We start from the raw sequence: 24,464 nt of genomic DNA on the forward strand, positions 1-24,464 counted from the left end.
ATGCGGCTCTATGAAAAATACTTCGCGCGACAGATCTACGTCACGTTCGTCTTCATCCTGTTCGCGTTCTCGGGCCTGTTCTTCTTCTTCGACCTGATCAGCGAACTGAACTCGGTCGGGCACGGCAACTACAAGTTCGGTTACGCGGTGCTGCGCGTCGCGCTGCAGACCCCGTCGCGCTTCTACGAGATCATCCCGGTCGCCGCGCTGATCAGCGCGATCTACGTGTTCGCGCAAATGGCCGCGAACTCGGAATTCACGATCTTCCGCGTGTCGGGCCTCGCGACCAACCAGGCGTTGCGCTCGCTGCTGAAGATCGGCATACCGCTCGTGATCATCACCTACCTGATCGGCGAATTCGTCGGCCCGTACGCCGACCAGCTGTCCGAACGCGTGCGGCTGCAGGCGCTCGGCGCGTCGGTGTCGTCGAACTTCCAGTCGGGCGTGTGGGTGAAGGACACGCTCGCGGCCCGCGAAAACGGTGAGCAGGTCACGCGCTTCGTCAACGTCGGCAGCCTGTCGCCCGATTCGACGATCAGCAATGTGCGCATCTACGAGTTCGATTCGAAATTCCAGCTGCAGAACGTGCGGATCGCGAAGACGGGCCGCTACGAGCCGCCCGGCCACTGGCTGCTGACGGGCGTCACCGAGACCGAACTGACGCCGATCAAGCCGATCAGCGGCCAGCCGCCCGACGCACTGAACCCCGTCTACCGGTCGCAGCAGGTTTCGCTGCCCGAATACCGGCTGCGTTCGGACCTGACGCCGCAGATCCTGTCGGTGCTGCTCGTGTCGCCGGAGCGCATGTCGATCATCAACCTGTTCCGCTACATCCAGCACTTGCGTGAAAACCAGCAGGACACGCAGCGCTACGACATCGCGTTGTGGCGCAAGCTGCTGTATCCGTTCGCGGTGTTCGTGATGCTCGTGCTGTCGCTGCCGTTCGCGTACCTGCACACGCGTGCGGGCGTGGTCGGCGTGAAGGTGTTCGGCGGCATCATGCTCGGCATGAGCTTCCAGCTGCTCAATACGCTGTTCTCGCACATCGGCACGCTGAACACGTGGCCCGCGCCGCTGACGGCCGCGACACCGGGCCTCATCTATCTCGCGCTCGGCCTGTTCGCGCTCAAGTGGGTCGACCGGCACTGAGTGCCGCGTCATGACGGAGGCTTCGACATGAGTTCGCACGGCATCGTCCTGTTCGGCCACGGCGCCCGCGACCCGCGCTGGGCCGAGCCGTTCGAGCGGCTCGCCGCGCGGCTGCGCGCGGCCGGCTCCCCTGCCGCGCATGTGTCGCTCGCGTTTCTCGAACTGATGACGCCGTCGCTCAGCGAGGCCGTCGCCGCGCAGGTCGCGGCCGGCTGCACGCACATCACCGTGGTGCCCGTGTTCTTCGGCCAGGGCGGCCATGTCCGCCGCGACCTGCCGCAGCTCGTCGATGCATGCCGCGCCGCGCATCCGGGCGTCGAGATCCGCTGTGCAACGGCCGTCGGCGAAGACGACGGTGTGCTCGACGCGATCGCACGTTATTGCGTCGACCAGATCGGCGGCGACGCGTAAGCAACGCGTTCAACGCACACAAAGAAAAAGCGCTGGCTTCCGCCAGCGCTTTTTTCATTTCGGACTGCGGCGGAATCCCGCTCAGGCAGCATCCCGCAACGGATCGCCCGTGTTCGCCTGCCGTGCGCGCTCGGCGAACGCGTCGCCGATCATCAGCAGGCTCGGTTCCGCGGGATCGAGCCACGCCTGCGCGTCGCCGGCCGCCATCTGCGCGAGCGTCAGCGTCAGCGAGCGCTCGCGCGCGGTGCTGCACGCCTCGACGATCGCCACGGGCGTGGCCGGCGCACGGCCGGCGTCGATCAGTTCCTGCGCGATGCCGGGCGCGCTGTCGCGGCCCATGTAGTAGACGATCGAATCGGCACGCGCGGCTTCGCGGATCTCGTCGCTGCCCGGCGCACGGCTGTGGGTCGCGAACGCGACGCTGCGCGACACGCCGCGCAACGTCAGCGAGCGCTTCAGTGTCGCCGCGCCAGCCAGCGCCGCGGTGATGCCCGGCACGACCTCGTAGTCGATGCCGGCCGCCTCGAGCGCGCGCATTTCCTCTTCCGCGCGGCCGAACAGCATCGGGTCGCCGCCCTTCAGGCGCACGACGCACGCGTGCTCGCGCGCCGCGTCGACGATCTGCTTGTTGATGAAGTGCTGCGCGGTCGAACGCTGCCCGCAGCGCTTGCCGACCGCGATCCGGCGCGCGTTCGGCGCGTAGTCGAGCATCGCGGGCTCGACGAGCGCGTCATGCAGCACGACATCGGCCTGCGCGAGCAGCCGCGCGCCGCGCACCGTGATGAGGTCGGCCGCGCCCGGCCCTGCTCCGATCAGATACACCTTGCCCATGATTGTCACTTCGCTTGTCCTGCGAACGGCGGCGGCCAGCCCGCGCCGCCGTGGGGCGGCGCGGTGCGCCGCGCGGTTTGCCGATTACGCCGAAAACGCCCGGATCATGCCGGCGGCGACCGTGTGGTGCGTCGCCTCGTCGATCAGCACGAACGCGCCCGTGCCCGGATGCGCATCGTACGTATCGCAGACGATCGGCTTCTGCAGCGTCAGCGCGACGCGGCCGATGTCGTTCATCTTCAGCTCGTGACGGTCGGTCGCATGCGACAGCGTATGCACGTCGAGCACCTGCTTGACCGCGCCGATCTTCGCGAACACCGTGCTGGTGGTCTGCTTCAGCAGGTACTTGCGCTGCGGCGACAGCGGCGTTTCGTCGAACCAGCACAGGTCGGCCTCGAGCTTCTTGGCCGGCTCGACGGGTTCGGCGGTCGTGACGAACATGTCGCCGCGCGACACGTCGACATCTTCCTCGAGACGGATCGTCACCGTCTGGCCCGCGAACGCGTGCGCGACGGACGCGGTGCCGCCCGGCACCGGCGCGACGATCTCGGCGACCGTTGCGGTGCGGTTCGACGGCAGCACGATGATCTCGTCGCCGACCTTCACTTCGCCCGACTCGATACGGCCCATGTAGCCGCGGAAATCGTCGGCCGAGCTGCCGTCCTGGCGCGCGACCCACTGCACCGGGAAGCGCAGCGCGTCATGCGCCTGCGTCTCGACCGGCAGCGACTCGAGCACGTCGAGGAGCGGCTCGCCCGCGTACCACGGCATGCGCTCGCTCGCGCCGACGATGTTGTCGCCCTTCAGCGCCGACACCGGCACGAAGCGCACGTCGGTGAGGTTGAGCTGCTTCGCGAGCGCGACGTACGCGTCGCGGATCTCGTTGAAGCGCGCTTCGCTGTAGTCGACGAGGTCCATCTTGTTGATCGCGACGATCACGTGCTGCAGGCCGAGCAGCTTCACGATCGCGCTGTGGCGCTTGGTTTGCGGCAGCAGTTGCACGACGCCGTTCTCGACCGTGATGCGCGTCGCATCGATCAGGACGATCGCCGCGTGCGCGGTCGACGCGCCCGTCACCATGTTGCGCGTGTACTGCTCGTGGCCCGGCGTGTCGGCGATGATGAACTTGCGTTTCGCGGTCGCGAAGTAGCGGTACGCGACGTCGATCGTGATGCCCTGCTCGCGCTCGGCCTCGAGGCCGTCGGTCAGCAGCGCAAGGTCGAGCTCGTCGCCGACCGTGCGCTTGTTCTTCGCGCGCGACAGCGCGGACAGCTGGTCGGACAGCACGGCCTTGCTGTCGTACAGCAGGCGGCCGATCAGCGTGCTCTTGCCGTCGTCGACGCTGCCCGCGGTGATGAAGCGCAACACGCCGAGGTCTTCGGTATTTTCGATGATGCTCATGATGTGAATGTCCTCGTGTGCTTCAGAAATAACCTTGCTTCTTGCGCGTTTCCATCGCGGCTTCCGACGCCTGGTCGTCCATCCGGGTCGCGCCGCGCTCGGTGATCTCGGTCACCGCCGTCTCGGCGATGATCTTCTCGAGGTCATCCGCGTCGCTCTCGACCGGGCACGTGCAGCTGATGTCGCCGACCGTGCGGAAGCGCACCTGCGCAAGCTCGCTCGTCTCGCCCTCGCGCATCGGCGTGAGCGGCGTGACGGGCACCAGCAGCCCGTTGCGGCGCACGATCTCGCGCTCGTGTGCGTAATAGATCGACGGCAGTTCGAGGTTCTCGCGCGCGATGTACTGCCACACGTCGAGTTCCGTCCAGTTCGAGATCGGGAACACGCGCAGGTGCTCGCCCTTGTGCAGGCGTGCGTTGTACAGGCTCCACAGCTCCGGGCGCTGCGCCTTCGGGTCCCACTGGCCGAATTCGTCACGGAACGAGAAGATGCGTTCCTTGGCACGCGCCTTCTCTTCGTCGCGGCGTGCGCCGCCGATCATCGCGGTGTAGCCGTATTGCTCGATCGTCTCGAGCAGCGTGACGGCCTGCGCGGCGTTGCGCGAATCGGTCTCGCGGCGCAGCACGACGGTGCCGCGCTTGATCGAATCCTCGACGTGGCCGACCACCAGCTCGGCGCCGAGCTCTTGCGCGCGGCGGTCGCGGAAGTCGATCACTTCGTCGTAGTTGTGACCCGTGTCGATGTGCACGAGCGGGAACGGCAGCGTCGTCTTGCGGTTCGCGCCGAGGCCGAATGCCTTCAGTGCGAGGTGCAGCACGACGACCGAATCCTTGCCGCCCGAGAACAACAGCGCCGGCTTGCTGCATTCGGCGACCAGTTCGCGCAGGATGTGGATCGACTCGGCTTCGAGCCAGTCGAGGTGGCCCATGCGGCTGTCGGCACCGGTGGGCGGGGCAAAGGCGGATTGCTCGAGCGTCGTGCTCATGATTTCAGTCCTTCTCTTCTGGGTTCGTGCCGCCCGCTGTCGCGGGCGGCCCAAGATTCAGCTTTTTGTAAGGTATTCAGTGCGCGGCGCCGGCTTCGGCGGTCGCGGGAATCGGCGTGATCGTGATGTGCAGGCCGCATTCCTTCGTGTCGCGCGATTCCCACCACCAGCGGCCCGCGCGGCTGTCCTCGCCGGGGCGGATCGCGCGTGTACACGGCTCGCAGCCGATGCTCGGGTAGCCGCGCGCATGCAGCGGGTTCACCGGCACGTCAAACGCGCCAAGGTACGCCCAGACGTCGGCTTCGGTCCAGTCGGCGAGCGGATTGTACTTCGCGATCCCGCGCGCTTCGTCCTGCTCTTCCTCGTGCAGTTCCGCACGCGTGACCGACTGCTCGCGACGCTGGCCCGTGACCCACGCGTCGACCTCGGCCAGCGCACGGTTCAGCGGCTCGACCTTGCGGATGTGGCAGCACGACTTGCGCAGCTCGACGCTCTCGTAGAACGCGTTCAGGCCGTGCTCGGCGACGTACTGATCGACCGCATCCTGCTGCGGATGGAATTGCTCGATCTCGTAGCCGTAGCGTTCGCGCACGCGGTCGATCATGCCCAGCGTTTCCGCGTGCAGCCGGCCCGTGTTCAGCGAGAAGATGCCGATCGACACGCCCTTCGACAGGATCGCGTGCGTGAGCAGCATGTCTTCCGCCGCGAGGCTGCTCGCGAACTTCACCTTCTCGTGACGTGCGCCGATCTGCGCGAGCAGCGCGTCGAGGCGCTCGACCTTCGCGGCGAGTTCCGGCGTCAGCGCGGTGGCGGTCGCGGTGCTCATGCGCCCACCTTGGCGTCGGCCGCGGCGGCGCGGCGGCGGAACAGCGGCACCGGCTCGTCGAACGCACCCTGGTAACGCTGCGTGAATTCCGTGAATGCATTCAGCGCGTCGTGGATATCCTTGTCGGCGCGCACCGCGAACGCGTCGAAACCGCAACGCGACATGTACAGCAGCTGGTCGCGCAGCACGTCGCCGATCGAACGCAGCTCGCCCTTCCAGCCGTAGCGCTCGCGCAGCAGGCGGCCGATGCTGTAGCCGCGGCCGTCCGCGAAGCGCGGGAAATCGACGGCGATCAGCGAAATCGCACCGAAATCGGCCACGAGATCGGCCGGCTCGCTGTCCGGCGCGAGCCACACGCCGAGTTCGTCCTGCGCCTTCGCGGCGACGAGCGCCGCGCGCTCGGCCTGCCACAACGCGAACGGCACCAGCACCTTGCCGGCCGGCAATGCGTCGACCGCGGGCAGCGCACCGTCTTCCGCCGCGCGCACGACCTGCCATGCATCGTCGATCACTGCGCGGTTCTTGATAATCGAAGCCATCTGCAAATTCCTTCTACCCGGTTGGTTAGGCGTTCACTGCCTGGCGCGCCGCATACACGCGCTCCTTGAACGGTGCGATGCCGATGCGGTCGTACGTGTCGACGAAGCGCTCGCCGTCGATGCGCGCATCGACGAACGTGTCGATCAGCTTCGCGATCACGTCCGGCACTTCTTCCGCCGAGAACGACGGCCCGATCACGCGGCCGAGGCGCGCGCCGTTGCGGCCCGTGCCCTGCTCGCCGCCGAGCGACACCTGGTACCACTCGGCGCCGTCCTTGTCGACGCCGAGGATGCCGATGTTGCCGACGTGATGGTGACCGCACGAGTTCATGCAACCGGAAATATTCAGCGACAGGTCGCCGAGGTCGTACACATAGTCGAGATCGTCGAAACGCTGCTGGATCGCCAGCGCGATCGGGATCGACTTCGCGTTCGCGAGCGAGCAGAAATCGCCGCCCGGGCACGCGATGATGTCGGTCAGCAGGCCGATGTTCGGCGTCGCGAAACTGGCCGCCTTCGCCTTTTCCCACACCGCGAACAGGTCGCGCTTCTTCACGTTCGCGAGAATCAGGTTCTGCTCGTGCGACACGCGCAGTTCGCCGAACGAATAAGCGTCGGCCCAGTCGGCGACCAGCTCCATCTGCTGGTCGGTCGCGTCGCCCGGCGCCACGCGGTGATCCTTCAGCGACAGCGTGACGGCTGCATAGCCGGGCACCTTGTGCGGCGCGACGTTGCGCTCGACCCAGCGCGCGAACGCCTTGCTCTCGAGCAGGTGCTGTTCGAACGATGCGTCGGTGTCGGCCAGCTTCTCGTAGACGGGCGGCTTGAAATACTGCGACACGCGGTCGACTTCCGCCTGCGTGAGCGTCGACGGGCCGTCCTTCAGGTGCTGCCACTCTTCCTCGACCTGCTGCGCGAACTTCGCGGGCGACAGCGCCTTCACGAGGATCTTGATGCGCGCCTTATACAGGTTGTCGCGGCGGCCGAAGCGGTTGTACACGCGCAGCACGGCTTCGCAGTAGGTGAGCAGGTGCTGCCACGGCAGGTCTTCCTTGATCACCGCGCCGACGATCGGCGTACGGCCGAGGCCGCCGCCCGCGAGGATGCTCGCGACCACTTCGCCCTGCGCGTTCTTCTTCAGGTACACGCCGAGGTCGTGGATCTGCACGGCCGCGCGGTCGTCCTTCGAGCCCGACACCGCGATCTTGAACTTGCGCGGCAGCCATGCGAATTCGGGATGGAACGTCGACCACTGGCGCAGGATTTCCGACCACGGACGCGGATCGATCTCCTCGTCCTGCGCAACGCCGGCGAACTGGTCGGCCGTGATGTTGCGGATGCAGTTGCCCGAGGTCTGGATGCCGTGCATCTGCACCGACGCGAGCTTCGCGAGGATCTCCGGCGTGTCTTCGAGTTCGATCCAGTTGAACTGGATGTTCGAGCGGGTCGAGAAGTGGCCGTAGCCGCGGTCGTGTTCGCGGGCGATGCGCGCCAGCATCCGGAGCTGGTCGCTGCGCAGGTTGCCGTACGGAATCGCGATGCGGTGCATGTACGCGTGGCGCTGCATGTACAGGCCGTTCTGCAGACGCAGCGGACGGAACTCGTCTTCGCTCAGCTCGCCCGACAGGCGGCGGCGCACCTGATCGCGGTACTGCGCGACACGCTCGTCGACGATCGTCTGGTCGTATTGGTCGTACTGATACATTCGGGGACCCCAGGGGTTTTCGTGGTGACCGCGCGACGTCCTAGCCACGTCGCGCCCGAATCTCCGTTCTGCCGTCACCGCCCCCATCCGCTGTCGGGTGGATTGCTAATGACGAAAACAGATATCCATATTTGAAAAACTCCGGTGAATCGTAATAAACTCGCCTTATATTTCAAACGACTAAAAAATTCTGTTGATATGCGGAAGGGTTATAAATGAACCTGCACCAATTTCGCTTCGTGCGCGAGGCCGTCCGGCAGAATTTCAACCTCACCGAGGCCGCCAAGGCGCTCTACACGTCGCAACCGGGGGTTTCGAAGGCGATCATCGAGCTCGAGGACGAGCTGGGCGTGGAGATCTTCACGCGGCACGGCAAGCGCGTGCGCTCGCTCACCGAGCCGGGCAGGATCATCCTCGCGTCGGTCGAGCGGATCCTGCAGGAGGTTGAAAGCCTTAAAAGGGTCGGGAAGGATTATGCCGCGCAGGACCAGGGCAACCTGACCATCGCGGCCACCCACACGCAGGCCCGCTACTCGCTGCCGGCCGCGATCGCCGAATTCAAGAAGCGCTTCCCGAAGGTGCACCTGTCGATCCTGCAGGGCAGCCCGACGCAGGTGGCCGAGATGGTGATCCACGACCAGGCCGATCTCGCGATCGCGACCGAGGCGATTTCCGACTACAAGGAGCTCGTGTCGCTGCCCTGCTTCCAGTGGCATCACGCGGCCGTCGTACCGGCCGATCATCCGCTGCTCGAACGCAAGCCGCCGTCGCTCGACGATCTCGCGCAGTACCCGCTGATCACGTACGACGACGCGTTCGCGGGCCGCAAGAAGATCAACCAGGCGTTCGCGCTGCGCGGGCTGTCGCCGGACATCGTTCTCGAGGCGATCGACGCCGACGTGATCAAGACCTATGTCGAGCTTGGCCTCGGCGTCGGGATCATGGCCGACATCGCGTTCAACCCCGAGCGCGACCGCAACCTGCGGCTGATCCCGGTCGGCCACCTGTTCGGCAGCAACGTAACGCGCGTCGCGCTCAAGCAGGGCGCCTACCTGCGCAGCTATGTGTATACGCTCGTCGAATTGCTGTCGCCGACGCTGAACCGCAAGCTGATCGAGCAGGCGCTCAAGGGCGAATCCGAATCGTACGAGCTGTAAGCGACGTGTATAAACACCGGGGGCGCATATCGCGCCCCTTTTTGCTGCCTGACGGAGGTTCCCGCATGACGCTTCCCGCCCTGCTGCGCCGCGCCGCCGGCACCGCCCTCGTGCTCGCCTGCGCGGCCGCGCATGCCGACCTGAAGGTCGGCGTCGACCTGTCGTCGACCGGCCCGGCCGCCGTGATCGGCATCACGAGCAAGAACGCGATCCTGATGTGGCCGAAGACGATCGCGGGGCAGCCCGTGCAGGTAACGGTGCTCGACGATGCGTCCGACCCGGGCACGGCCGTGCGCAACATCCGCAAGCTGGTCGACGAGGATCACGTCGACGTCGTGGTCGGGCCGAACATCACGCCGGCCGCGCTCGCGGCGCTCGACGCGGTGGCCGCCGGGCAGACGCCGATGATCACGCTGGTCGGCTCCGGCGCGATCGTCGAGCCGCAGGAAGGCGCGCGGACCTGGGCGTTCAAGATGGCGCAGAGCGACAGCGCGATGGCCGACGTGATGACGCGCACCATGTCGAATCGCGGCGTGAAGACGGTCGGCTTCATCGGCTTCGCGGACAGCTACGGCGACAGCTGGCTGAACGAGTTCACGCGCTTCGCGGACCTGCGCAAGATCCGCGTCGTCGCGACCGAGCGTTTCAACCGTACCGACGCGAGCGTCACGGGCCAGGCGCTGAAGCTGATCGCGGCCAAACCCGACGCGATCCTGATCGCGGGCTCGGGCACGCCGGCCGTGCTGCCGCAACGCACGCTGATCGAACGCGGCTACAAGGGCCCGATCTACCAGACGCACGGGATCGCGACGCCGGAATTCATCAAGCTGGGCGGCAAGGACGTCGACGGGACGCTGTTCCCGACCCAGCCAGTCGTCGTCGCGCGCACGCTGCCTGCCGATCATCCGGCCCGCAAGGCCGCGCTCGCGTTCGTCGACGCGTACGAGGCGAAGTACGGGGCCGGCACGGTCACGCAGTTCGCGGGTGATGCGGCGGGCGTCTACCCGCGCCTCGCCGACGCGGTCGGCCGCGCGCTGAAGACCGCACAGCCCGGCACGCCCGCGTTCCGCGCAGCGCTGCGGCGCGAGCTCGAACGCGCGCACGAACTCGTCGTGCCGAACGGCGTCGTCAACACGAGCGACAAGGATCATGTGGGGCTCGACCAACGCGCAAGCGTGATGGGGATCGTGAAACAGGGCCGGTTCGTCTACCTGAGCCAGTGACCGGCAAGCCCGGCAAGCGGGTGGCTTGCCCGGTGCCGGGATTTCAGCCATAATCCGCGTTTCGCCGCGCACGAACACCTGCGCGGTCACGAACAAGCCCAGGTGGTGAAATTGGTAGACGCAGGGGACTCAAAATCCCCCGCCGCAAGGCGTGCCGGTTCGATTCCGGCCCTGGGCACCAGTATTTCGCAGCGTCATGCGCTGCCCGCTCGAAACCCGCGCAAGCTCATCGCTTCGCGGGTTTTTTGTTTTTCGCCGCGCCCGCCGCAACACGTGTCCCGCCAGCCGGTCCAAGCATCAGGGATGCCGAGCACGGAGGCCGCCCATGTCCATGCGCGCGATTTCACGCCCGATCTGCCGCGGCGTGCTTGCCGCGGTTCTGTTGCTGATGCTGGGCGGATGCGACGTACTGAGTGCGCCGCCGGTGCCCGACTGGCCGGGGCCGCATGCGCCCTATCCGTTCCCGGACAACGTTCCCCATCGCACCGAATGACCCGACGGCCACCCGGCCGCCTTTCGCGGTGCGGACTTAGGCCATCAGTTCGCGGACGAAGTCGAGAAACACCCGCACCTTCGCGGACACGAGGTTCGACGCGTGGTGATACGCATAGAGCGGGAACGTCTCGTCCGCCCATTCCGGCAGCAACTGCACCAGCCGCCCGTCGGCGAGGATGTCCCGCGCGTAGAGTTCCAGCAGCTGCGCGACGCCCGCGCCGCCGAGGCACGCGCCGAGCAGCGCGCCCGTGTCGTTGACCATCAGCCGGCCGCCGGCCTCGAACGGCACCACCTCGTTGCCGCGCTGGAACACCCATTCGAACGGCCGCCCCGTGACCGGATCGCGGATCAGCACGCAACGGTGCCCGTCCGCGAGATCCTGCGGATGCCGCGGTTCGCCGTGACGCGCGACATAGGCCGCCGACGCGCAGGTGAGCACGCGCGTCTCGAGCAGCAGACGCGCACGGTATGACGACGGCTCCGGAATGCCGAAGCGCACCGCCACGTCGAAGCCGTCGGCGACGAGATCGCCCATCCGGTCGCGCACGCTGATTTCGACGGACAGTTCCGGGAAGCGGTCGAGAAATTCCGCCATCCGCGGGGCCAGCACGGCGTGGCCGAAAGTGCCGTCCACGTTGACCCGCAGCCGCCCCCTGACGCGCGCGCTGGAACGGCCGGCGTCGACCGCCGCCTCCTCGATGCCGGCCAGCAGCGGCGCGACCGCCTCGTAAAAGCGCCGCCCTTCATCGGTCAACGTGATCGCGCGCGCCGTCCGGTTGAAGATCCGGATGCCGACGCGCTCTTCCAGCCGCGCGACGGCGCGGCTCACGGCCGGCTGCGTCAACCCCATCGCCTCGCCCGCGCGCGCGAAGGTGCCGGCCTCGATCACCGCCGAGAGCACGCCGATACCGCTCAGGAGTCTGCTGTCGAATGCCATAAGACATACTTTCAGTCATTCTTGATCTGATCATTATTCATTATTTTTATCGATCGAGGGCGCCTACATTAGTCCTGTCGCCGGCTCGCACGGCACTCACGAATCAAGGAGCAGGACATGAGCACATCGGAACAGGTCGCCCTCGTCACCGGGTCGTCGCGCGGTATCGGCGCGGAAATCGCCCGCCGTCTCGCGCGGGACGGTTTCAGGGTCGTCGTCAACTATGCCGGCAGCGCCGGCCCCGCTCAGGAAGTGGTCGACGCGATCGTCGCCGCCGGCGGCGAAGCCATCGCGGTGCAGGCGGACGTCGCCGACACGGCGGCGACCGCCGCGCTGTTCGACGCGGCCGAGCGCGCGTTCGGTCGCGTCGACGTGGTCGTCAACAGTGCGGGCGTCATGAAGCTCGCCGCGATCGCGGACGTCGACGACGCGTCCTTCGACCAGACCGTCGCAATCAACCTGAAGGGCACGTTCAACGTCAGCCGCGAGGCGGCGAAGCGCCTGCGCGACGGCGGCCGCATCGTCAACCTGTCGTCGAGCGTGATCGGCATGCGCCTGCCGACCTACGGCGTGTACATCGCGACCAAGGCGGCCGTCGAGGGCCTGACGCAGGTCCTCGCCCAGGAGATGCGCGGCCGCGGCATCAGCGTGAATGCCGTCGCACCGGGGCCGGTCGCGACCGAACTGTTCCTGCACGGCAAGAGCCCGGAACTCGTCGACCGGATGGCGAACATGAATCCGCTGGAGCGGCTCGGCCAGCCCGCGGACATCGCCGGCGTCGTCGCCTTCCTCGCCGGCCCCGACGGCGCGTGGGTCAACGGCCAGATCCTGCGCGCCAACGGCGGCATGTGCTGACGGACCGCGCGAAGGGGCCGCCAGCCGCGGCCCGTCCCCCTGTTACCGGAGATCGATCGTGAAGGAAGTCATTCTCGTCACGGGCGCGTCCAGCGGCTTCGGCCTGCTGACGGCCCAAGCACTCGCCCGCGCCGGCCACACGGTCTACGCGTCGATGCGCGAAAGCGCCGGCCGCAACGCGCCGCGCGCCGCCGCGATCGCGGCCTATGCGCAGGAACACGGCGTCGACCTGCGCACCGTCGAGCTCGACGTCGGCGACGACGCGTCCGTCGATGCCGCGATCGACCGCGTGATCGCGGACAACGGCCGCGTCGACACCATCGTCCACAACGCCGGCCACATGGTGTTCGGCCCGGCCGAAGCGTTCACGCCCGAACAACTGGCGCAGCTGTACGACATCAACGTCGTGTCGACCCAGCGCGTGAACCGCGCGGCGCTGCCGCACCTGCGCCGCCAGGGCCGCGGCCTGCTCGTCTGGGTATCGTCCTCGTCGGCGCGCGGCGGCACCCCGCCGTTCCTCGCACCCTACTTCGCCGCGAAGGCCGCGATGGATTCGCTCGCGGTGTCCTATGCGGCCGAACTCGCCCGCTGGGGCATCGAAACGTCGATCGTCGTGCCGGGCGCATTCACCCGGGGCACGAACCACTTCGTGCATGCGGGCAAGCCGGCCGATGCCGCCGTGCAGGCGGCCTACGACAGCGGGCCGTACGCGGGCGTCGCCGATCAAGCGCTGCAAGGCCTCGCCGCGCTCGAACCCGCCGACGCCGACGCCGGCACGGTCGCGACAGCGATTGCCGATCTCGTCGCCGCGCCGCCCGGCAAGCGCCCGTACCGCGTGTTCGTCGATCCGTCGCAGGACGGCGCGGAGGAGGTGTTCCGCGTCGGCGACCGGATCCGCCGAGAGATGTTCCGGAACATCGGCCTCGACGACCTGCTCGCGCCCCGCGTCGGCGGTTGAGCCGCCCGCCGCACGCCGGGCCCGCCGGCGAGCGCGTCAGCCGCGCTCGCAGAACCCGAGGATCGCGTCCGCGACCGCCGCCGACGCCTCGTACTGCGGAAAATGCCCGACGCCGTCCAGCACCTGCCGCGCGTAGCGCCCCGCAAAGTACCGTTCGCGCCCGGCCGAGCTGTCCGGGTGGTTGACGGCATCCGCGCCGCCGTGCAGCACGAGCGTCGGCACCGACAGCACGGGCGACGGATTCAGCCGTGCGTCGTCGTCGGCATAGGCCGGCGCACCCGGCGCGAAACCCCAGCGATGCCGGTACGAATGCAGCACGACGTCGATCCAGTCGGGCCCGTCGAACGCGGCGGCAGCCGCATCGAAATCGCTGTCGCGATACCAGCCGGGCGGCGACCACGTGTCCCACATCAGGCGGGCGAACGCGCGGCGATCGTCGCGCAGCGCCTGTTCGCCGCGCGGCGTGGCCATGAACCAGTGATACCAGTAGTTGCGCGCCTGCTGCAGCGACAGCGGTTGACCGGGATCGTTGGTACCGTACCCGACCGACAGCATCACGAGATGCGATGCGACACCCTCGCGCAGCCCACAGGCGTTCGCAACCGCGCGGGCGCCCCAGTCGTGCCCGACCAGCACGGGCCGCTCGACGCCGAGCACCTCGACGAATTCGAGCAGGTCGCGCCCGAGCGCCGCGAGCTGGCCGCTGCGAGGCGTCGATGCGTCGCGAAAGCGCGTCGGCGCAAAGCCGCGCAGCGCGGGCGCGAGCACGCGGTAGCCGCGTTCGGCAAGCGCCGCGGCCACGCGCTCCCAGCCGACCGGGCTGTCCGGCCAGCCGTGCAGCAGCACGGCCACGCGTGTGCCGCGCGGGTTCCATTCGAGATAGGCGATATCGAGCGACGCGGTCGTCGCATGCGCATAGGTAGGCATCGTGCTCTCCGTGGGGTCAACCTGTTGCACGATGGTAGGTCGGCCTTTCATCACGATTCACGGAGTATCATGATTCATTCTTCAAATATTGCGTTGAATTGACCGATGGAACCGCTGACCGATCCCGCGTCGACCTCGCTCGACATCGCGCTGCTGCGCACCTTCCTCGAAGTCGTCGACAGCCGCGGGTTCGCGCCGGCCGCGGAGCGCCTCGCGCTGACGCCGTCCGCCGTCAGCGGCCACATCAAACGCCTCGAACAGGCGGCCGGCACCGTGCTGCTCGCGCGCACGACGCGCCGTATCGCGCTCACGCCGGCCGGCGACACGCTGTACGTGTACGCGCGCAACATCGTCGACATGGAGCGCGAAGTGCGCGCGAGGCTGCGCGGCGCGCCGGCGCACGGGCGGCTGCGCGTCGGCGCATCGGAGGATTTCGCCGGGGCTTGGCTGCCGCAGGTGCTGCGCACGTTCCGTGACCGCTACCCGCGTACGGCGATCGAGCTGAAGGTCGGGATCACCGCCGCGCTGCTGCGCGAGCAGACGCTCGGCCGGCTCGATGTCGTATTCGGCAAGCAGTGCCGGCAGGTCGACGCGCCGGGCGAACTGCTGTGGGAAGAACCGCTCGTGTGGGCGTTCGCCGCGGATCGCCCGCTCGACGCCGGCGGCGAGGTGCCGCTCGCGCTGTTTCCGGAACCTTGCGTCTATCGGGAGGCCGCCGTCGCGGCGCTCGCCGCTGCGCTGCGGCCGTTCCGCGTGCTGTTCGAGAGCAGCAGCATGGCAGGCTGTGTGTCGGCCGCGCTCGCGGGCTTCGCGGTCACCGCGCTGGCGCGCAGCCAGCTGCGCGACGGGCTGCGTGTGTGCGGATCGCAGGACGGGCTGCCCGCGCTGCCGGCCGCGCGCTTCTACGCGTTCGCGGCGAAACCGGACGGCGCCGGCGCAGCGTTGATCGATGCAGTGCGGGAAACGGGGCGCGGCCGGCAATTCGCGGCGCTGCCCGACTGAAACAAGCACGGCGACGCATCACGCAGACCGGCCGGCCCGGTCAGTCGCCCTCCGCGCCCGCCCCTGCTCCGGCCCCCGCCAACGCGTCTGCCATCAGCTCCCCGAACCATTCGATGAATGCATTGAGCCGGCGCGACCGGTGGCGCCGGTGCGGATACACGGCCGACACGTCCATCGGCGCGGCGCGGTAGCCGGGCATCACGTCGACGAGCGCGCCGCTGTCCAGCAGATGCGCGACGTCGAAGCGCGGAATCTGGATCAGCCCCATTCCGGCGATGCAGCCGGCGATATAGGTTTCGGCGTTGTTGACGATCACGCGGCTCGGCAGCGTCAGCGTGTGCTGCCCGCCGTCCGCACAGTATTCCCACCCGAGTTCGCGCCCCGTCGTCGGCGACGCATAGCCGATCGCCCAGTGCCCATGCGCGAGCGCCTCCGGATGCTCGGGCACGCCGTATTCGCGCAGGTAGTCGGGGCTCGCGCAGTTGATCAGCGTGAACTGCCCGAGCGGCCGCACGACGAGGCTGCTGTCCGCCAGCCGCCCGACGCGGATCGCGCAGTCGACGCCCTCCTGGACCAGGTCGATCGAGCGGTCCGTCGAGCCGAGCGACAGTTGCAGCTTCGGGTGGCGGCGAAACAGCGACGGCAGCGCGGGCGCGATCACGCGGCGCGCGATCCGGCTCGGCACGTCGACGTTCAACCGCCCGATCACGTCGCGGTCGCGGCGGCGGAACAGGCGGTCGAGCTCGTCGGCCTCCGCGAGCAGGCGCCGGCCGCGTTCGAGCAGCAGCGCGCCGTCGGCGGTCAGCTGCACCTGGCGCGTCGTGCGGTGCAGGAGGCGCGTGCCGAGCCCCGTCTCGAGCTGCTGGACAGCCGCCGACACGGTCGCGCGCGGCACGTCGAGCGCATGTGCGGCCTTGATGAAGCTGCCCATCTCGGCAACCTGCAGGAAGATTCTGACCTGATCCAGCTTGTCCATCGGCGGGGAACATGGGTTCGGACGACCGGCGCCGGCGCCCGTCGCGCATCGCGGCGGGCACCGGCGGCACAGAGAAAACGGGCGCGCGGCCTCACGGCTGCGCGCCCGTCCATTGTCCACGCAAACGAGCCATTGCGGTGCGCCACGCGCCCGCGACGGCCGCCTGCGTGGGCGCTTACTTGGTCGTATAACCGCCGTTGATCAGGATCGTCTGGCCGGTGATCCACCAGCCGTCGGTCACGAGATGGCGGATGAACGGCACGACGTCCTCGATGTCGGTCAGGCCCGTCTTGCTGAACGGCGACAGCGCGGCCGCCGTCTTGTGATACGCGACCGCATCGGCGCCTTCGGCCGGATAGAAGAACGGCGTGTCCATCGGGCCCGGCCCGACAGCCGTCACCGAAATCCCGCGTGCTCCGTATTCCTTCGACGCCGCGCGCGTGAAATGCTCGACCGGCGCCTTCGACCCTTCATACGCCGCATAGAACGGCGTGAACGCGCCGAGCAGCGACGTCACGAGCGTGACGAGCTTGCCGTGATCCTCGAGGTGCCGCCCCGCTTCCTTGATGAAGAAGAACGCCGACTTGCTGTTGACCGCGAACATCTCGTCGTATTCGGCCTCGCTGATCTCGGTGAACGGTTTCTTCAGCACCTTGCCGACCGTGTTGATCGCGACGTCGATCTTGCCGAAGCGCTGCTTCGCGTCGTCGAACAGCTTCTCGACCGCGGCGGCCGTCGTCAGGTCGGCCTGGAACGTCGCGGCGTCGGCGCCGGCCGCACGCACCGCGGCGGCCGTCTCCTCGGCCTGCACCTGCGACGCCGCGCTGTTGTAGTGAATCGCCACCGCCTTCGCGCCGTGGCTCGCCAGGTCCCGCGCGATCAGGCCGCCAAGATTCTTTGCGCCGCCTGCGATCAGGACGACCTTGTCTGCGAGCGTGTGAGTTGCCACGGTTGACTCCTTTTTTCGTTGAACGAAGCTAAGAGTGTAGGCACGCGCGACGCGCCGGTCAGCCGGTCGCGGCTGGATGGATTGTCCAGAAAAACGATCCAATCGAAACGGCGCAATGTGGGTTGCCGCACCGACAACGGCACCGGAATTCGCTTCGGATGGTGTGGCCGCCGGCGCGGTTCAGCGCGCGTACAGCGCCGCATCGATCTTGCCGAGCAGCCACTGCATGCCGGCCAGATGCTGCTGGTCGTGGCTGCACAGGTAATGGACGAGCCCGCGTACGGTCAACGATCCGTAGCCGTCGAACTCGCCGGTGCGCGCGAACTGTTCGGGCGTGAGGCGCGACAGGAGGTCCAGCGTTTCGCGTCGCGCTTCGCGGATCGCCGCGAGCACGTCGGATGCATACGCGTCGTTGTAGCGGCGCTCGATCGCGAGCGCGTCGCCATCGATCGACACGAGCAGCGGCCGATCCTCATCGAGCATCCGCCGCAGCCGCACGTGATAACCGTCGATCTCGATGTCGCGCACGTGGCAGAGCTGCCCGAGCGGCGAGAAGTGCTCGCTCGGAATCCCGGCCCAGTCGTCGGGCGTCCATCGCGCGTAACCGTCGGGCACGGCGGCGAAATGGGCTTCGAGCAGACGGGGAAAATCGGCGAGTGCGTCGAGCGTCGTCGGATTCATGCGGGAAACTCCCTGTCGGATAAGGGCGACGACAGTCCTGGCACGGGCCTGCCGCCGCCGTTGCGTTACTTCACGCTGAAGCCATACGCGCCCTGCGTGCGGTGTCCGTCGGTGGCGACGGCCACCCATTTCACCGTATAGGCGCCCGTGCCGACCGCCGTGAGCGGCACCGTCATCCGCTTGCGGTTCGACGCGTCGATGCGTGTCTTGCCGTCCGACACCGTCTTGCCGTCGCCGTCGACGACGACGATCGAGCTGAACGCCGGCTCCAGCGGCTCGGTGAAGTCGATCGTGACGGCGGCCGGTGCGGCAGCCACCGCCGCGCCCGCCGCCGGATCGCTCTTCGCAAGATGCGCGTGCGCGAACGCGGCCGACGAAACGGTCGCGGCAAGGACGACGGCGGCAGCCTTGCGGCCGAACGGGAACAAATCGAAAGGCATGGACTTTCCGTGAAGAATGAAGGGGCGCCGCACCCCGCGCGGCGTTCCGGCAGCTTACCAGCGCAGGCGCGTTCATGCCGGTCGCGCGCGGCTTGATAGAATGCGCGCGCTATGGATCTCGAAAGCATTCTCTACACCCAGGGCTTCGGCTCGCGCCGCCAGTGCCGCGGCCTGATCGAAGCGGGCCGCGTCGCCGTCGCGGGCGCCAGCGCGACCGACCCCGACGCCCCATTCGATACCGACGGCCTCGTGTTCTCGGTCGACGATACGGCATGGCCGTTCCACACGCACGCGTATCTCGCGCTCAACAAGCCGGCCGGTTACGAGTGTTCGCGCGATCCGCAGCACCACTCAAGCGTGTTCAGCCTGCTGCCCGCGCCGCTCGTCGCGCGCGGCGTGCAGTGCGTCGGGCGTCTCGACCAGGACACGACGGGCCTGCTGCTGCTGTCCGACGACGGCCAGTTCGTGCACGCGTATACGTCGCCGAAACGCAAGGTGCCGAAGACCTACGTGGCGACCGTACGCCACCCGCTCGACGACGCGCAGCTGCACGCGCTGCGCACCGGCGTGCAGCTCCACGGCGAGCCGAAGCCGATCGCGGCGGTCGCCGCCGACGCACGCGACACCCACGCGCTCGCGCTGACCGTCCTCGAGGGCAAATATCACCAAGTGAAACGCATGGTTGCGGCGGCGAGCAACCGCGTCGAGCTGCTGCACCGCGAAAGCATCGGCGGCTTCGCGCTGCCGGACGACCTCGAACCGGGCGCATGGCGCTGGCTCGATGACACTGACCTTTCAGCGCTGCGCAATCCCGTCAAAACCCTGTAAGGGAAAATCCGCACGACCGTTCGGAGTCCGGCCGCATCTCCGCCGCACGATCCCCCGCTATACTCGAATCACAAGCTGTACGAGCAGCGATGCAGGGGAGACATCATGAACATCAACCATACTTTCGAACTGTCATACGTGACGATCGCGTTCGCGATCGTCGGTGTCATCGTGATCGGCGGCCTGCTGGCCGCGATGCACATGAAGCACAAATATCATCCGAACCTGATTGGCGCGCTGATCGGCGCGCTGCTGTGCTTCCTGCTGATCGAGGCGTTACCGGCGCTGACCTGACGCGCTGCCCGGCGCGAGCGTTTGAAGGAAATCGTCTACGGTCGGATATCGCAACGTCACGCACAATTCGGCCTTGAGCCGTGCGTTGGACAAGCGCCGCGACTCGCGCATGAATGACAGCAGCGTCGGTTCGAGCTGGCGTTCGGCGTCCGCGCGGCTGACGCGCGGCGGCTTCGGCAGGCCGAGCGCCTGCGCGACCCGGTCGAAATACTCCCCCATCCGCAGTTCGCTGTCGTCCGACGCATGCACGGCGCGCGCCGGCCTGCCGCGCTCGGCCGCGCGGCGCAGGATCGCCGCGAGATCGTCCGCGTGGATGTGGTTCGTGTAGACGTCGTCGGCCACGTCGAGCGCCGGCGTGCCGCGCTCGAGCCGCGCGACCGGCAGACGGTTCGCCGCATAGATGCCGGGAATGCGCACGATGCGTGCGGACAGCACGCCGCGCGTGGTCGCCGCACGCAGTTGCCGCTCGGCCGACACGCGCCGGAACGCGCGCGGATTCGCAGGGCGCAGCGGGTGCGTTTCGTCGATGCGCGCGCCGCCGCAGTCGCCGTATACGCCCGTCGTGCTGGCGTAGACGAGCCTCGGCGCGCGAAGGCCGTCGGGTACAATACGCGCTGCCCGAACGGGCGCGCCGGCCTGTCGGGTAGCGGCGCGCAGCGTTCGGAGCCGGCCGACCGCCGGTGCCGGCGGTACCGCTGGCCGTCGAGCAGGCAGGGTCGTTGCGGCAATCAGCGCACGCGTGCGCCGGTCGTCGCGGCCATCGGACTGCGGCGGCGCGAGATGCAGGATCGTGCTGGCAAGGCCCGCGAGACGGCCGAGCGTCGCCGGGCGGTCGAGATCGCCGACGATCGGCGTCGCGCCCGCGGCGCGCAGTTCGTCGCGGCGGGCCGGGTGGCTCGTCAGCGCGAAGATCCGCAGGTTGCGGCGCGTGTCGCGCCATTGCGCGACGCAGCGCATGCCGACGTCGCCGCAGCCGACGATCAGTGCGCGCGGCCGGCGCAGGATTCGTGTCGCGATCATGTTGGTTGCGAAATCAGTAGCCACCGTTGCGCGACGCGCAACGGGTTTGCATTGTAGCTGCCGTGCTCGACATGCACGGTCCCCACATTTTGTTCTAGTTTGGTTCTATGGCATTCAACGTCACTCTCAAGCAAAGCGGCCGGCAATTCCAGGTCGAGTCGGACGAAACCGTGCTGGCGGCCGCGCTGCGCCAGAACGTCCATCTGCCGTACGGCTGCAAGAACGGCGCATGCGGCTCCTGCAAAGGCCAGATCGTGTCGGGCCAGATCGAACAGGGCCCGCACGCCGCGTCGGCGCTGTCCAACGACGAGCGCACGCGCGGCCTCGCGCTGCTGTGCTGCTCGAAGGCGCAATGCGATCTCGAGATCGACGTGCGCGAGATCGCCGGCGTCGACGGCGTGCAGGTCAAGAAGCTGCCGTGCCGGATCGCCGCACTCGAACGCAAGGCCGACGACGTGATGGTCGTGAAGCTGCAGTTGCCGGCCAACGAACGCCTGCAGTATCTCGCGGGCCAGTACGTCGAGTTCATCCTGAAGGACGGCTCGCGCCGCAGCTACTCGATGGCAAACGCGCCGCACGAGGAAGGCCCGATCGAGCTGCACATCCGCCACATGCCGGGCGGCAAGTTCACCGATCACGTGTTCGGCCCGATGAAGGAACGCGACATCCTGCGCTTCGAAGGCCCGCTCGGCACGTTCTTCCTGCGCGAGGATTCCGACAAGCCGATCGTACTGCTCGCGTCGGGCACCGGCTTCGCGCCGATCAAGGCGATCATCGAGCACGTGAAGCACACGGGCATCACGCGCCCGATGACGCTCTACTGGGGTGCCCGCCGCAAGAAGGACATCTACCTCGGCGAACTCGCCGAGCAGTGGGCGCGCGAGATCCCGAACTTCAAGTACGTGCCGGTGCTCTCCGAGCCGGACAGCGGCGACCAGTGGACCGGCCGCACGGGCTTCGTCCATCGCGCCGTGATCGAGGACCTGCCCGATCTGTCGGGCCACCAGGTGTACGCCTGCGGCGCACCGGTGATGGTCGAATCCGCGCAGCGCGACTTCACGCAGCACCACGCGCTGCCGACCGACGAGTTCTTCGCGGACTCGTTCACGAGCGCCGCCGATCTCGCCCATCCGGTCTGAGTACCGCGCGCGCGTCCCGCGCCGCGCGCTGCGATGTCACATCCGTGGCATCGCAGCAGTTTACAGTGAGGCGCGGGATGCCTTATGCTTGCGCACATGAACCGCTTCCTGTCCGCTCTTCGACGTCGCCGCTCGCCGCTCCGCCCGGATGCCGCAGGCTCGTCACGGACTCGCGCGTAACACCACTCCGCTTCACCGGTTACGCACAAGCTGTTCGACCCACCAGCCACGGCCTTCCGTGGCTTTTTTATTGCCTGTTTCCCTTTCAACGTCCGCTGGAGTCTGCTGCCATGCCCCTGAACGATTATCCGATCGACTCGCTGATGTACATCACGAACCGCCCCGACATCGTGTTTACGCACGGCAAGGGTTCGTGGCTCTACGATCACACGGGCAAGCGCTATCTGGACTTCATCCAGGGCTGGGCCGTCAACAGCCTCGGCCACTGCAACGACGGCGTCGTCGAAGCGCTGAAGAAGCAGGCGGAAACACTGCTGAACCCGTCGCCGGCGTTCTACAACGAACCGATGGCGAAGCTCGCGGGCCTGCTCACGCAGCACAGCGTGTTCGACAAGGTGTTCTTCACGAACAGCGGCGCCGAGGCGAACGAAGGCGCGATCAAGCTCGCGCGCAAGTGGGGCCGCAAGTTCCGCAACGGCGCGTACGAGATCATCACGTTCGACCACAGCTTCCACGGCCGTACGCTCGCGACGATGTCGGCCAGCGGCAAGCCGGGCTGGGACACGATCTACGCGCCGCAGGTGCCGGGTTTCCCGAAGGCCGAGCTGAACAACATCAACTCGGTCGAGAAGCTGATCACCGACAAGACCGTCGCCGTGATGCTCGAACCGATCCAGGGCGAAGGCGGCGTGATTCCGGCGACGCCCGAATTCATGCGCGAGCTGCGCGCGCTGACGAAGCAGCACAACCTGCTGCTGATCGTCGACGAAGTGCAGAGCGGCTGCGGCCGCGCGGGCACGCTGTTCGCGTACGAACTCGCCGACATCGAGCCGGACGTCATGACGCTCGGCAAGGGCATCGGCAGCGGCGTGCCGCTCGCGGCGCTGCTGTCGAAGGCCGAAGTCGCGGTGTTCGAAGCCGGCGACCAGGGCGGCACGTACAACGGCAACCCGCTGATGACGGCGGCCGGTTATTCGGTGATCTCGCAGCTCGTCGCACCCGGCTTCCTCGAAGGCGTGCGCGCCCGCGGCGAATACCTGAAGCGCAGGCTGCTCGAGCTGTCGGAGGAACGCGGCTTCGAGGGCGAACGCGGTGAAGGCCTGCTGCGCGCGCTGCTGCTCGGCAAGGACATCGGCCCGCAGATCGTCGAGAAGGCGCGCGACATGCAGCCCGACGGCCTGCTGCTGAACGCCGCGCGGCCGAACCTGCTGCGCTTCATGCCCGCGCTGAACGTGACGACCGACGAGATCGACCAGATGATGGCGATGCTGCGGTCGATCCTCGACACGCTCTAAGGAGACCGCCACGATGGATGCCGCCGCCGATGCTGTCGCTATCCGCCCGTTCGAACGCGCCGACACCGATGCCGTGCTCACGGTATGGCGCGACGCGTTCCCGCAGTACGAAGAAGCCGACGCACCGCCGCATCGCGATCCGGTGCGATCGATCGAGCTGAAGCTCGCGACGCAGCCCGAGCTGTTCTTCGTCGCGACCAGCGGCGCGCGCGTCGTCGGCACGCTGATGGCGGGTTTCGACGGCCATCGCGGCTGGCTCTATTCGTTCGGCGTCGCGAACGACGCGCGGCGGCTCGGCGTCGGCCGTGCGCTGATCGCGCACGCGGAAAGCGCGCTCGCCGCGCGCGGCTGCCTGAAGATCAACCTGCAGGTGCTGCCCGGTAACGACGATGCGTGCCGCTTCTATGCGGCACTCGGTTATCGCGTCGAGGAGCGCATCTCGTTCGGCAAGACGCTGCCGGCCGCGTAATGCAGCCGCCGGCGGCCCGTATCAGCGCGTGATCGGCCCCGCGCCCGGCAGCGGATTGCCGAGCGCGTCGGTCGGCACGGCCTGCTGTTCGAACGCCGCGAAATACGCGGCCCACTGCGTATCGCTCACGCGCACGATCAGCGCGCCGTCCTGCCATACGTCGTTGTGGTCGTTATGATCGTCGCCCGCGCGATGCAGGTAGTTCGGGCCCGTCGAGCCCTGGTTCATGTGGGTGTCGTGGATCCCGTTGCCTTCCGCATAGGTGCGGCCGAACACGACGACGTCGAGGCCCTGCGACTGCGCGGTGCTCACGAGCCGCAGCAACGACGGGATCGGCTCCGGGTTCTCGGTGCCGTCCATCACCGCACTCGCGCGCCACGCGCCCGTCTCGTTCAGGATATCGCTGCGCAGGTAGTCGAGCGCGGGCAGCGCGGTCTGCCCCGTGAGGTCGGTGTAGCCTTCGGCCGCGGCCGCGAGCGTCTGCGTGACGGGATGGTGGAAATCGTAGACGAGCTTGTAGTTCAACAGGTCGTCCGCATCGCTGGTGCCGACGTTGATCGCGACATCCCAGTCGCCGGCCGGCAGCGCCAGCGTCAGGTGGATGTGATATTGAATCTCGCTGCCGTGCGGCGAGCCCTTCAACTGCGCCACCGACGTCACCTTCGCCTTCACGAAACCGTAATCCAGACTCATGCGTGTGTTCTCCGTGTGCCGATGGGCCGTCGATGGTAGGCGGCCCGCGTGTCGATTTGAGGGCGACCGGCATCGGGCACCGGCATCGTACGACCGCCC

At 67.8% G+C, this 24,464-nt stretch carries 27 protein-coding genes and 1 tRNA gene; 14 read left to right on the plus strand and 14 right to left on the minus strand.

The genetic code is table 11. From position 1 onward, the window contains the following. Together lptG and ACTRWB_RS25680 are read left to right on the plus strand one after the other, a co-directional pair. Positions 1-1,149 (plus strand): LPS export ABC transporter permease LptG, encoded by a 1,149-nt coding sequence (gene lptG, locus ACTRWB_RS25675; RefSeq protein WP_129512755.1) that lies wholly within the window; start codon positions 1-3, stop codon positions 1,147-1,149. 27 nt (positions 1,150-1,176) lie between these two features. After that, positions 1,177-1,560 (plus strand): sirohydrochlorin chelatase, encoded by a 384-nt coding sequence (locus ACTRWB_RS25680; protein WP_446903514.1) that lies wholly within the window; start codon positions 1,177-1,179, stop codon positions 1,558-1,560. 81 nt (positions 1,561-1,641) lie between these two features. Here ACTRWB_RS25680 and cobA read toward each other — a convergent pair whose 3' ends face one another. From cobA to ACTRWB_RS25710, 6 genes are all read right to left on the minus strand, one after another. Beyond that, positions 1,642-2,391: a uroporphyrinogen-III C-methyltransferase gene (cobA, locus tag ACTRWB_RS25685; protein WP_193098871.1), complete on the minus strand. Its 750-nt coding sequence runs from the start codon at positions 2,389-2,391 to the stop codon at positions 1,642-1,644. Between the two features lie 84 nt (positions 2,392-2,475). Continuing rightward, positions 2,476-3,792, minus strand: coding sequence for a sulfate adenylyltransferase subunit 1 (locus ACTRWB_RS25690; RefSeq protein ID WP_129512758.1), 1,317 nt, complete (start codon positions 3,790-3,792; stop codon positions 2,476-2,478). Positions 3,793-3,814: 22 nt separating this feature from the next. Beyond that, the gene (cysD, locus tag ACTRWB_RS25695; RefSeq protein ID WP_048250334.1) at positions 3,815-4,777 is read right to left on the minus strand and encodes a sulfate adenylyltransferase subunit CysD; all 963 of its coding nucleotides are present in this window, start codon (positions 4,775-4,777) and stop codon (positions 3,815-3,817) included. A 76-nt stretch (positions 4,778-4,853) separates the two neighbouring features. Beyond that, entirely contained in the window at positions 4,854-5,603 is a 750-nt protein-coding gene (locus ACTRWB_RS25700) for a phosphoadenylyl-sulfate reductase (RefSeq protein ID WP_446903515.1), read from the minus strand. Further along, on the minus strand, positions 5,600-6,142 hold the full coding sequence (locus ACTRWB_RS25705) for a DUF934 domain-containing protein (RefSeq protein ID WP_446903516.1): 543 nt from the start codon (positions 6,140-6,142) through the stop codon (positions 5,600-5,602). The genes ACTRWB_RS25700 and ACTRWB_RS25705 overlap by 4 nt, the downstream gene beginning before the upstream one ends. 25 nt (positions 6,143-6,167) lie before the next feature. Further along, a complete protein-coding gene (locus tag ACTRWB_RS25710) occupies positions 6,168-7,847 on the minus strand; it encodes a nitrite/sulfite reductase (RefSeq protein ID WP_419684929.1) in 1,680 nt (559 codons plus the stop codon). Positions 7,848-8,062: 215 nt separating this feature from the next. Here ACTRWB_RS25710 and ACTRWB_RS25715 point away from each other — a divergent pair, with 215 nt between their 5' ends. From ACTRWB_RS25715 to ACTRWB_RS25730, 4 genes are all read left to right on the plus strand, one after another. After that, positions 8,063-9,004 carry a CysB family HTH-type transcriptional regulator gene (locus tag ACTRWB_RS25715; protein WP_034178788.1) on the plus strand — a complete coding sequence of 314 codons (942 nt, stop codon included), beginning with the start codon at positions 8,063-8,065 and terminating at the stop codon, positions 9,002-9,004. A 65-nt stretch (positions 9,005-9,069) separates the two neighbouring features. Next, positions 9,070-10,227, plus strand: coding sequence for an ABC transporter substrate-binding protein (locus ACTRWB_RS25720; protein WP_446903517.1), 1,158 nt, complete (start codon positions 9,070-9,072; stop codon positions 10,225-10,227). A gap of 96 nt (positions 10,228-10,323) precedes the next feature. Beyond that, positions 10,324-10,408: transfer RNA gene (locus ACTRWB_RS25725), tRNA-Leu, on the plus strand. A 144-nt stretch (positions 10,409-10,552) separates the two neighbouring features. Further along, entirely contained in the window at positions 10,553-10,720 is a 168-nt protein-coding gene (locus ACTRWB_RS25730) for a hypothetical protein (protein WP_446903518.1), read from the plus strand. A gap of 36 nt (positions 10,721-10,756) precedes the next feature. On the opposite strand, the gene ACTRWB_RS25735 is transcribed toward ACTRWB_RS25730, so the two are convergent. Further along, on the minus strand, positions 10,757-11,659 hold the full coding sequence (locus ACTRWB_RS25735; protein ID WP_446903519.1) for a LysR family transcriptional regulator: 903 nt from the start codon (positions 11,657-11,659) through the stop codon (positions 10,757-10,759). A gap of 117 nt (positions 11,660-11,776) precedes the next feature. Between ACTRWB_RS25735 and ACTRWB_RS25740 the strand changes: the two genes are divergently transcribed. Both ACTRWB_RS25740 and ACTRWB_RS25745 read left to right on the plus strand, forming a co-directional pair. Beyond that, positions 11,777-12,514, plus strand: a complete 738-nt coding sequence (locus tag ACTRWB_RS25740; RefSeq protein ID WP_446903520.1) for an SDR family oxidoreductase — start codon at positions 11,777-11,779, stop codon at positions 12,512-12,514. A gap of 58 nt (positions 12,515-12,572) precedes the next feature. Continuing rightward, complete coding sequence (locus ACTRWB_RS25745) at positions 12,573-13,472, plus strand: SDR family oxidoreductase (RefSeq protein ID WP_446903521.1); 900 nt, start codon at positions 12,573-12,575, stop codon at positions 13,470-13,472. Positions 13,473-13,508: 36 nt separating this feature from the next. Here ACTRWB_RS25745 and ACTRWB_RS25750 read toward each other — a convergent pair whose 3' ends face one another. After that, positions 13,509-14,399, minus strand: coding sequence for an alpha/beta fold hydrolase (locus ACTRWB_RS25750; RefSeq protein WP_446903522.1), 891 nt, complete (start codon positions 14,397-14,399; stop codon positions 13,509-13,511). Positions 14,400-14,504: 105 nt separating this feature from the next. Here ACTRWB_RS25750 and ACTRWB_RS25755 point away from each other — a divergent pair, with 105 nt between their 5' ends. Beyond that, on the plus strand, positions 14,505-15,401 hold the full coding sequence (locus ACTRWB_RS25755) for a LysR substrate-binding domain-containing protein (protein ID WP_193098880.1): 897 nt from the start codon (positions 14,505-14,507) through the stop codon (positions 15,399-15,401). A 40-nt stretch (positions 15,402-15,441) separates the two neighbouring features. Here the strand turns inward: ACTRWB_RS25755 and ACTRWB_RS25760 are convergent, their stop codons facing one another. The 4 genes from ACTRWB_RS25760 to copC all read right to left on the minus strand — a co-directional run bounded on the left by ACTRWB_RS25760 (position 15,442) and on the right by copC (position 18,447). Beyond that, a complete protein-coding gene (locus tag ACTRWB_RS25760) occupies positions 15,442-16,377 on the minus strand; it encodes a LysR family transcriptional regulator (RefSeq protein WP_412023179.1) in 936 nt (311 codons plus the stop codon). A 175-nt stretch (positions 16,378-16,552) separates the two neighbouring features. Next, positions 16,553-17,326: an SDR family oxidoreductase gene (locus ACTRWB_RS25765; protein WP_446903523.1), complete on the minus strand. Its 774-nt coding sequence runs from the start codon at positions 17,324-17,326 to the stop codon at positions 16,553-16,555. A gap of 180 nt (positions 17,327-17,506) precedes the next feature. Continuing rightward, positions 17,507-18,007, minus strand: coding sequence for a DinB family protein (locus ACTRWB_RS25770; RefSeq protein WP_129512771.1), 501 nt, complete (start codon positions 18,005-18,007; stop codon positions 17,507-17,509). Positions 18,008-18,072: 65 nt separating this feature from the next. Further along, entirely contained in the window at positions 18,073-18,447 is a 375-nt protein-coding gene (gene copC, locus ACTRWB_RS25775; protein ID WP_446903524.1) for a copper homeostasis periplasmic binding protein CopC, read from the minus strand. Positions 18,448-18,558: 111 nt separating this feature from the next. Here copC and ACTRWB_RS25780 point away from each other — a divergent pair, with 111 nt between their 5' ends. Both ACTRWB_RS25780 and ACTRWB_RS25785 read left to right on the plus strand, forming a co-directional pair. Further along, positions 18,559-19,275: a pseudouridine synthase gene (locus ACTRWB_RS25780; RefSeq protein ID WP_446903525.1), complete on the plus strand. Its 717-nt coding sequence runs from the start codon at positions 18,559-18,561 to the stop codon at positions 19,273-19,275. A 105-nt stretch (positions 19,276-19,380) separates the two neighbouring features. Beyond that, positions 19,381-19,569, plus strand: a complete 189-nt coding sequence (locus ACTRWB_RS25785) for a hypothetical protein (RefSeq protein ID WP_446903526.1) — start codon at positions 19,381-19,383, stop codon at positions 19,567-19,569. Here ACTRWB_RS25785 and ACTRWB_RS25790 read toward each other — a convergent pair. After that, positions 19,552-20,589: an NAD-dependent epimerase/dehydratase family protein gene (locus ACTRWB_RS25790; RefSeq protein ID WP_446903527.1), complete on the minus strand. Its 1,038-nt coding sequence runs from the start codon at positions 20,587-20,589 to the stop codon at positions 19,552-19,554. The genes ACTRWB_RS25785 and ACTRWB_RS25790 overlap by 18 nt on opposite strands. A gap of 107 nt (positions 20,590-20,696) precedes the next feature. Here ACTRWB_RS25790 and ACTRWB_RS25795 point away from each other — a divergent pair, with 107 nt between their 5' ends. The 3 genes from ACTRWB_RS25795 to ACTRWB_RS25805 all read left to right on the plus strand — a co-directional run bounded on the left by ACTRWB_RS25795 (position 20,697) and on the right by ACTRWB_RS25805 (position 23,672). Further along, positions 20,697-21,728 carry a CDP-6-deoxy-delta-3,4-glucoseen reductase gene (locus ACTRWB_RS25795; RefSeq protein ID WP_419684952.1) on the plus strand — a complete coding sequence of 344 codons (1,032 nt, stop codon included), beginning with the start codon at positions 20,697-20,699 and terminating at the stop codon, positions 21,726-21,728. 290 nt (positions 21,729-22,018) lie between these two features. Beyond that, complete coding sequence (locus tag ACTRWB_RS25800; RefSeq protein ID WP_446903528.1) at positions 22,019-23,203, plus strand: acetylornithine transaminase; 1,185 nt, start codon at positions 22,019-22,021, stop codon at positions 23,201-23,203. A gap of 13 nt (positions 23,204-23,216) precedes the next feature. Next, positions 23,217-23,672, plus strand: a complete 456-nt coding sequence (locus ACTRWB_RS25805; RefSeq protein WP_446903529.1) for a GNAT family acetyltransferase — start codon at positions 23,217-23,219, stop codon at positions 23,670-23,672. 21 nt (positions 23,673-23,693) lie between these two features. Here the strand turns inward: ACTRWB_RS25805 and ACTRWB_RS25810 are convergent, their stop codons facing one another. After that, positions 23,694-24,365 carry a DUF2278 family protein gene (locus tag ACTRWB_RS25810; protein ID WP_129514692.1) on the minus strand — a complete coding sequence of 224 codons (672 nt, stop codon included), beginning with the start codon at positions 24,363-24,365 and terminating at the stop codon, positions 23,694-23,696. Positions 24,366-24,464 lie beyond the last annotated feature (99 nt).

The sequence above is a fragment of the Burkholderia sp. YIM B11467 genome, assembly GCF_052952715.1.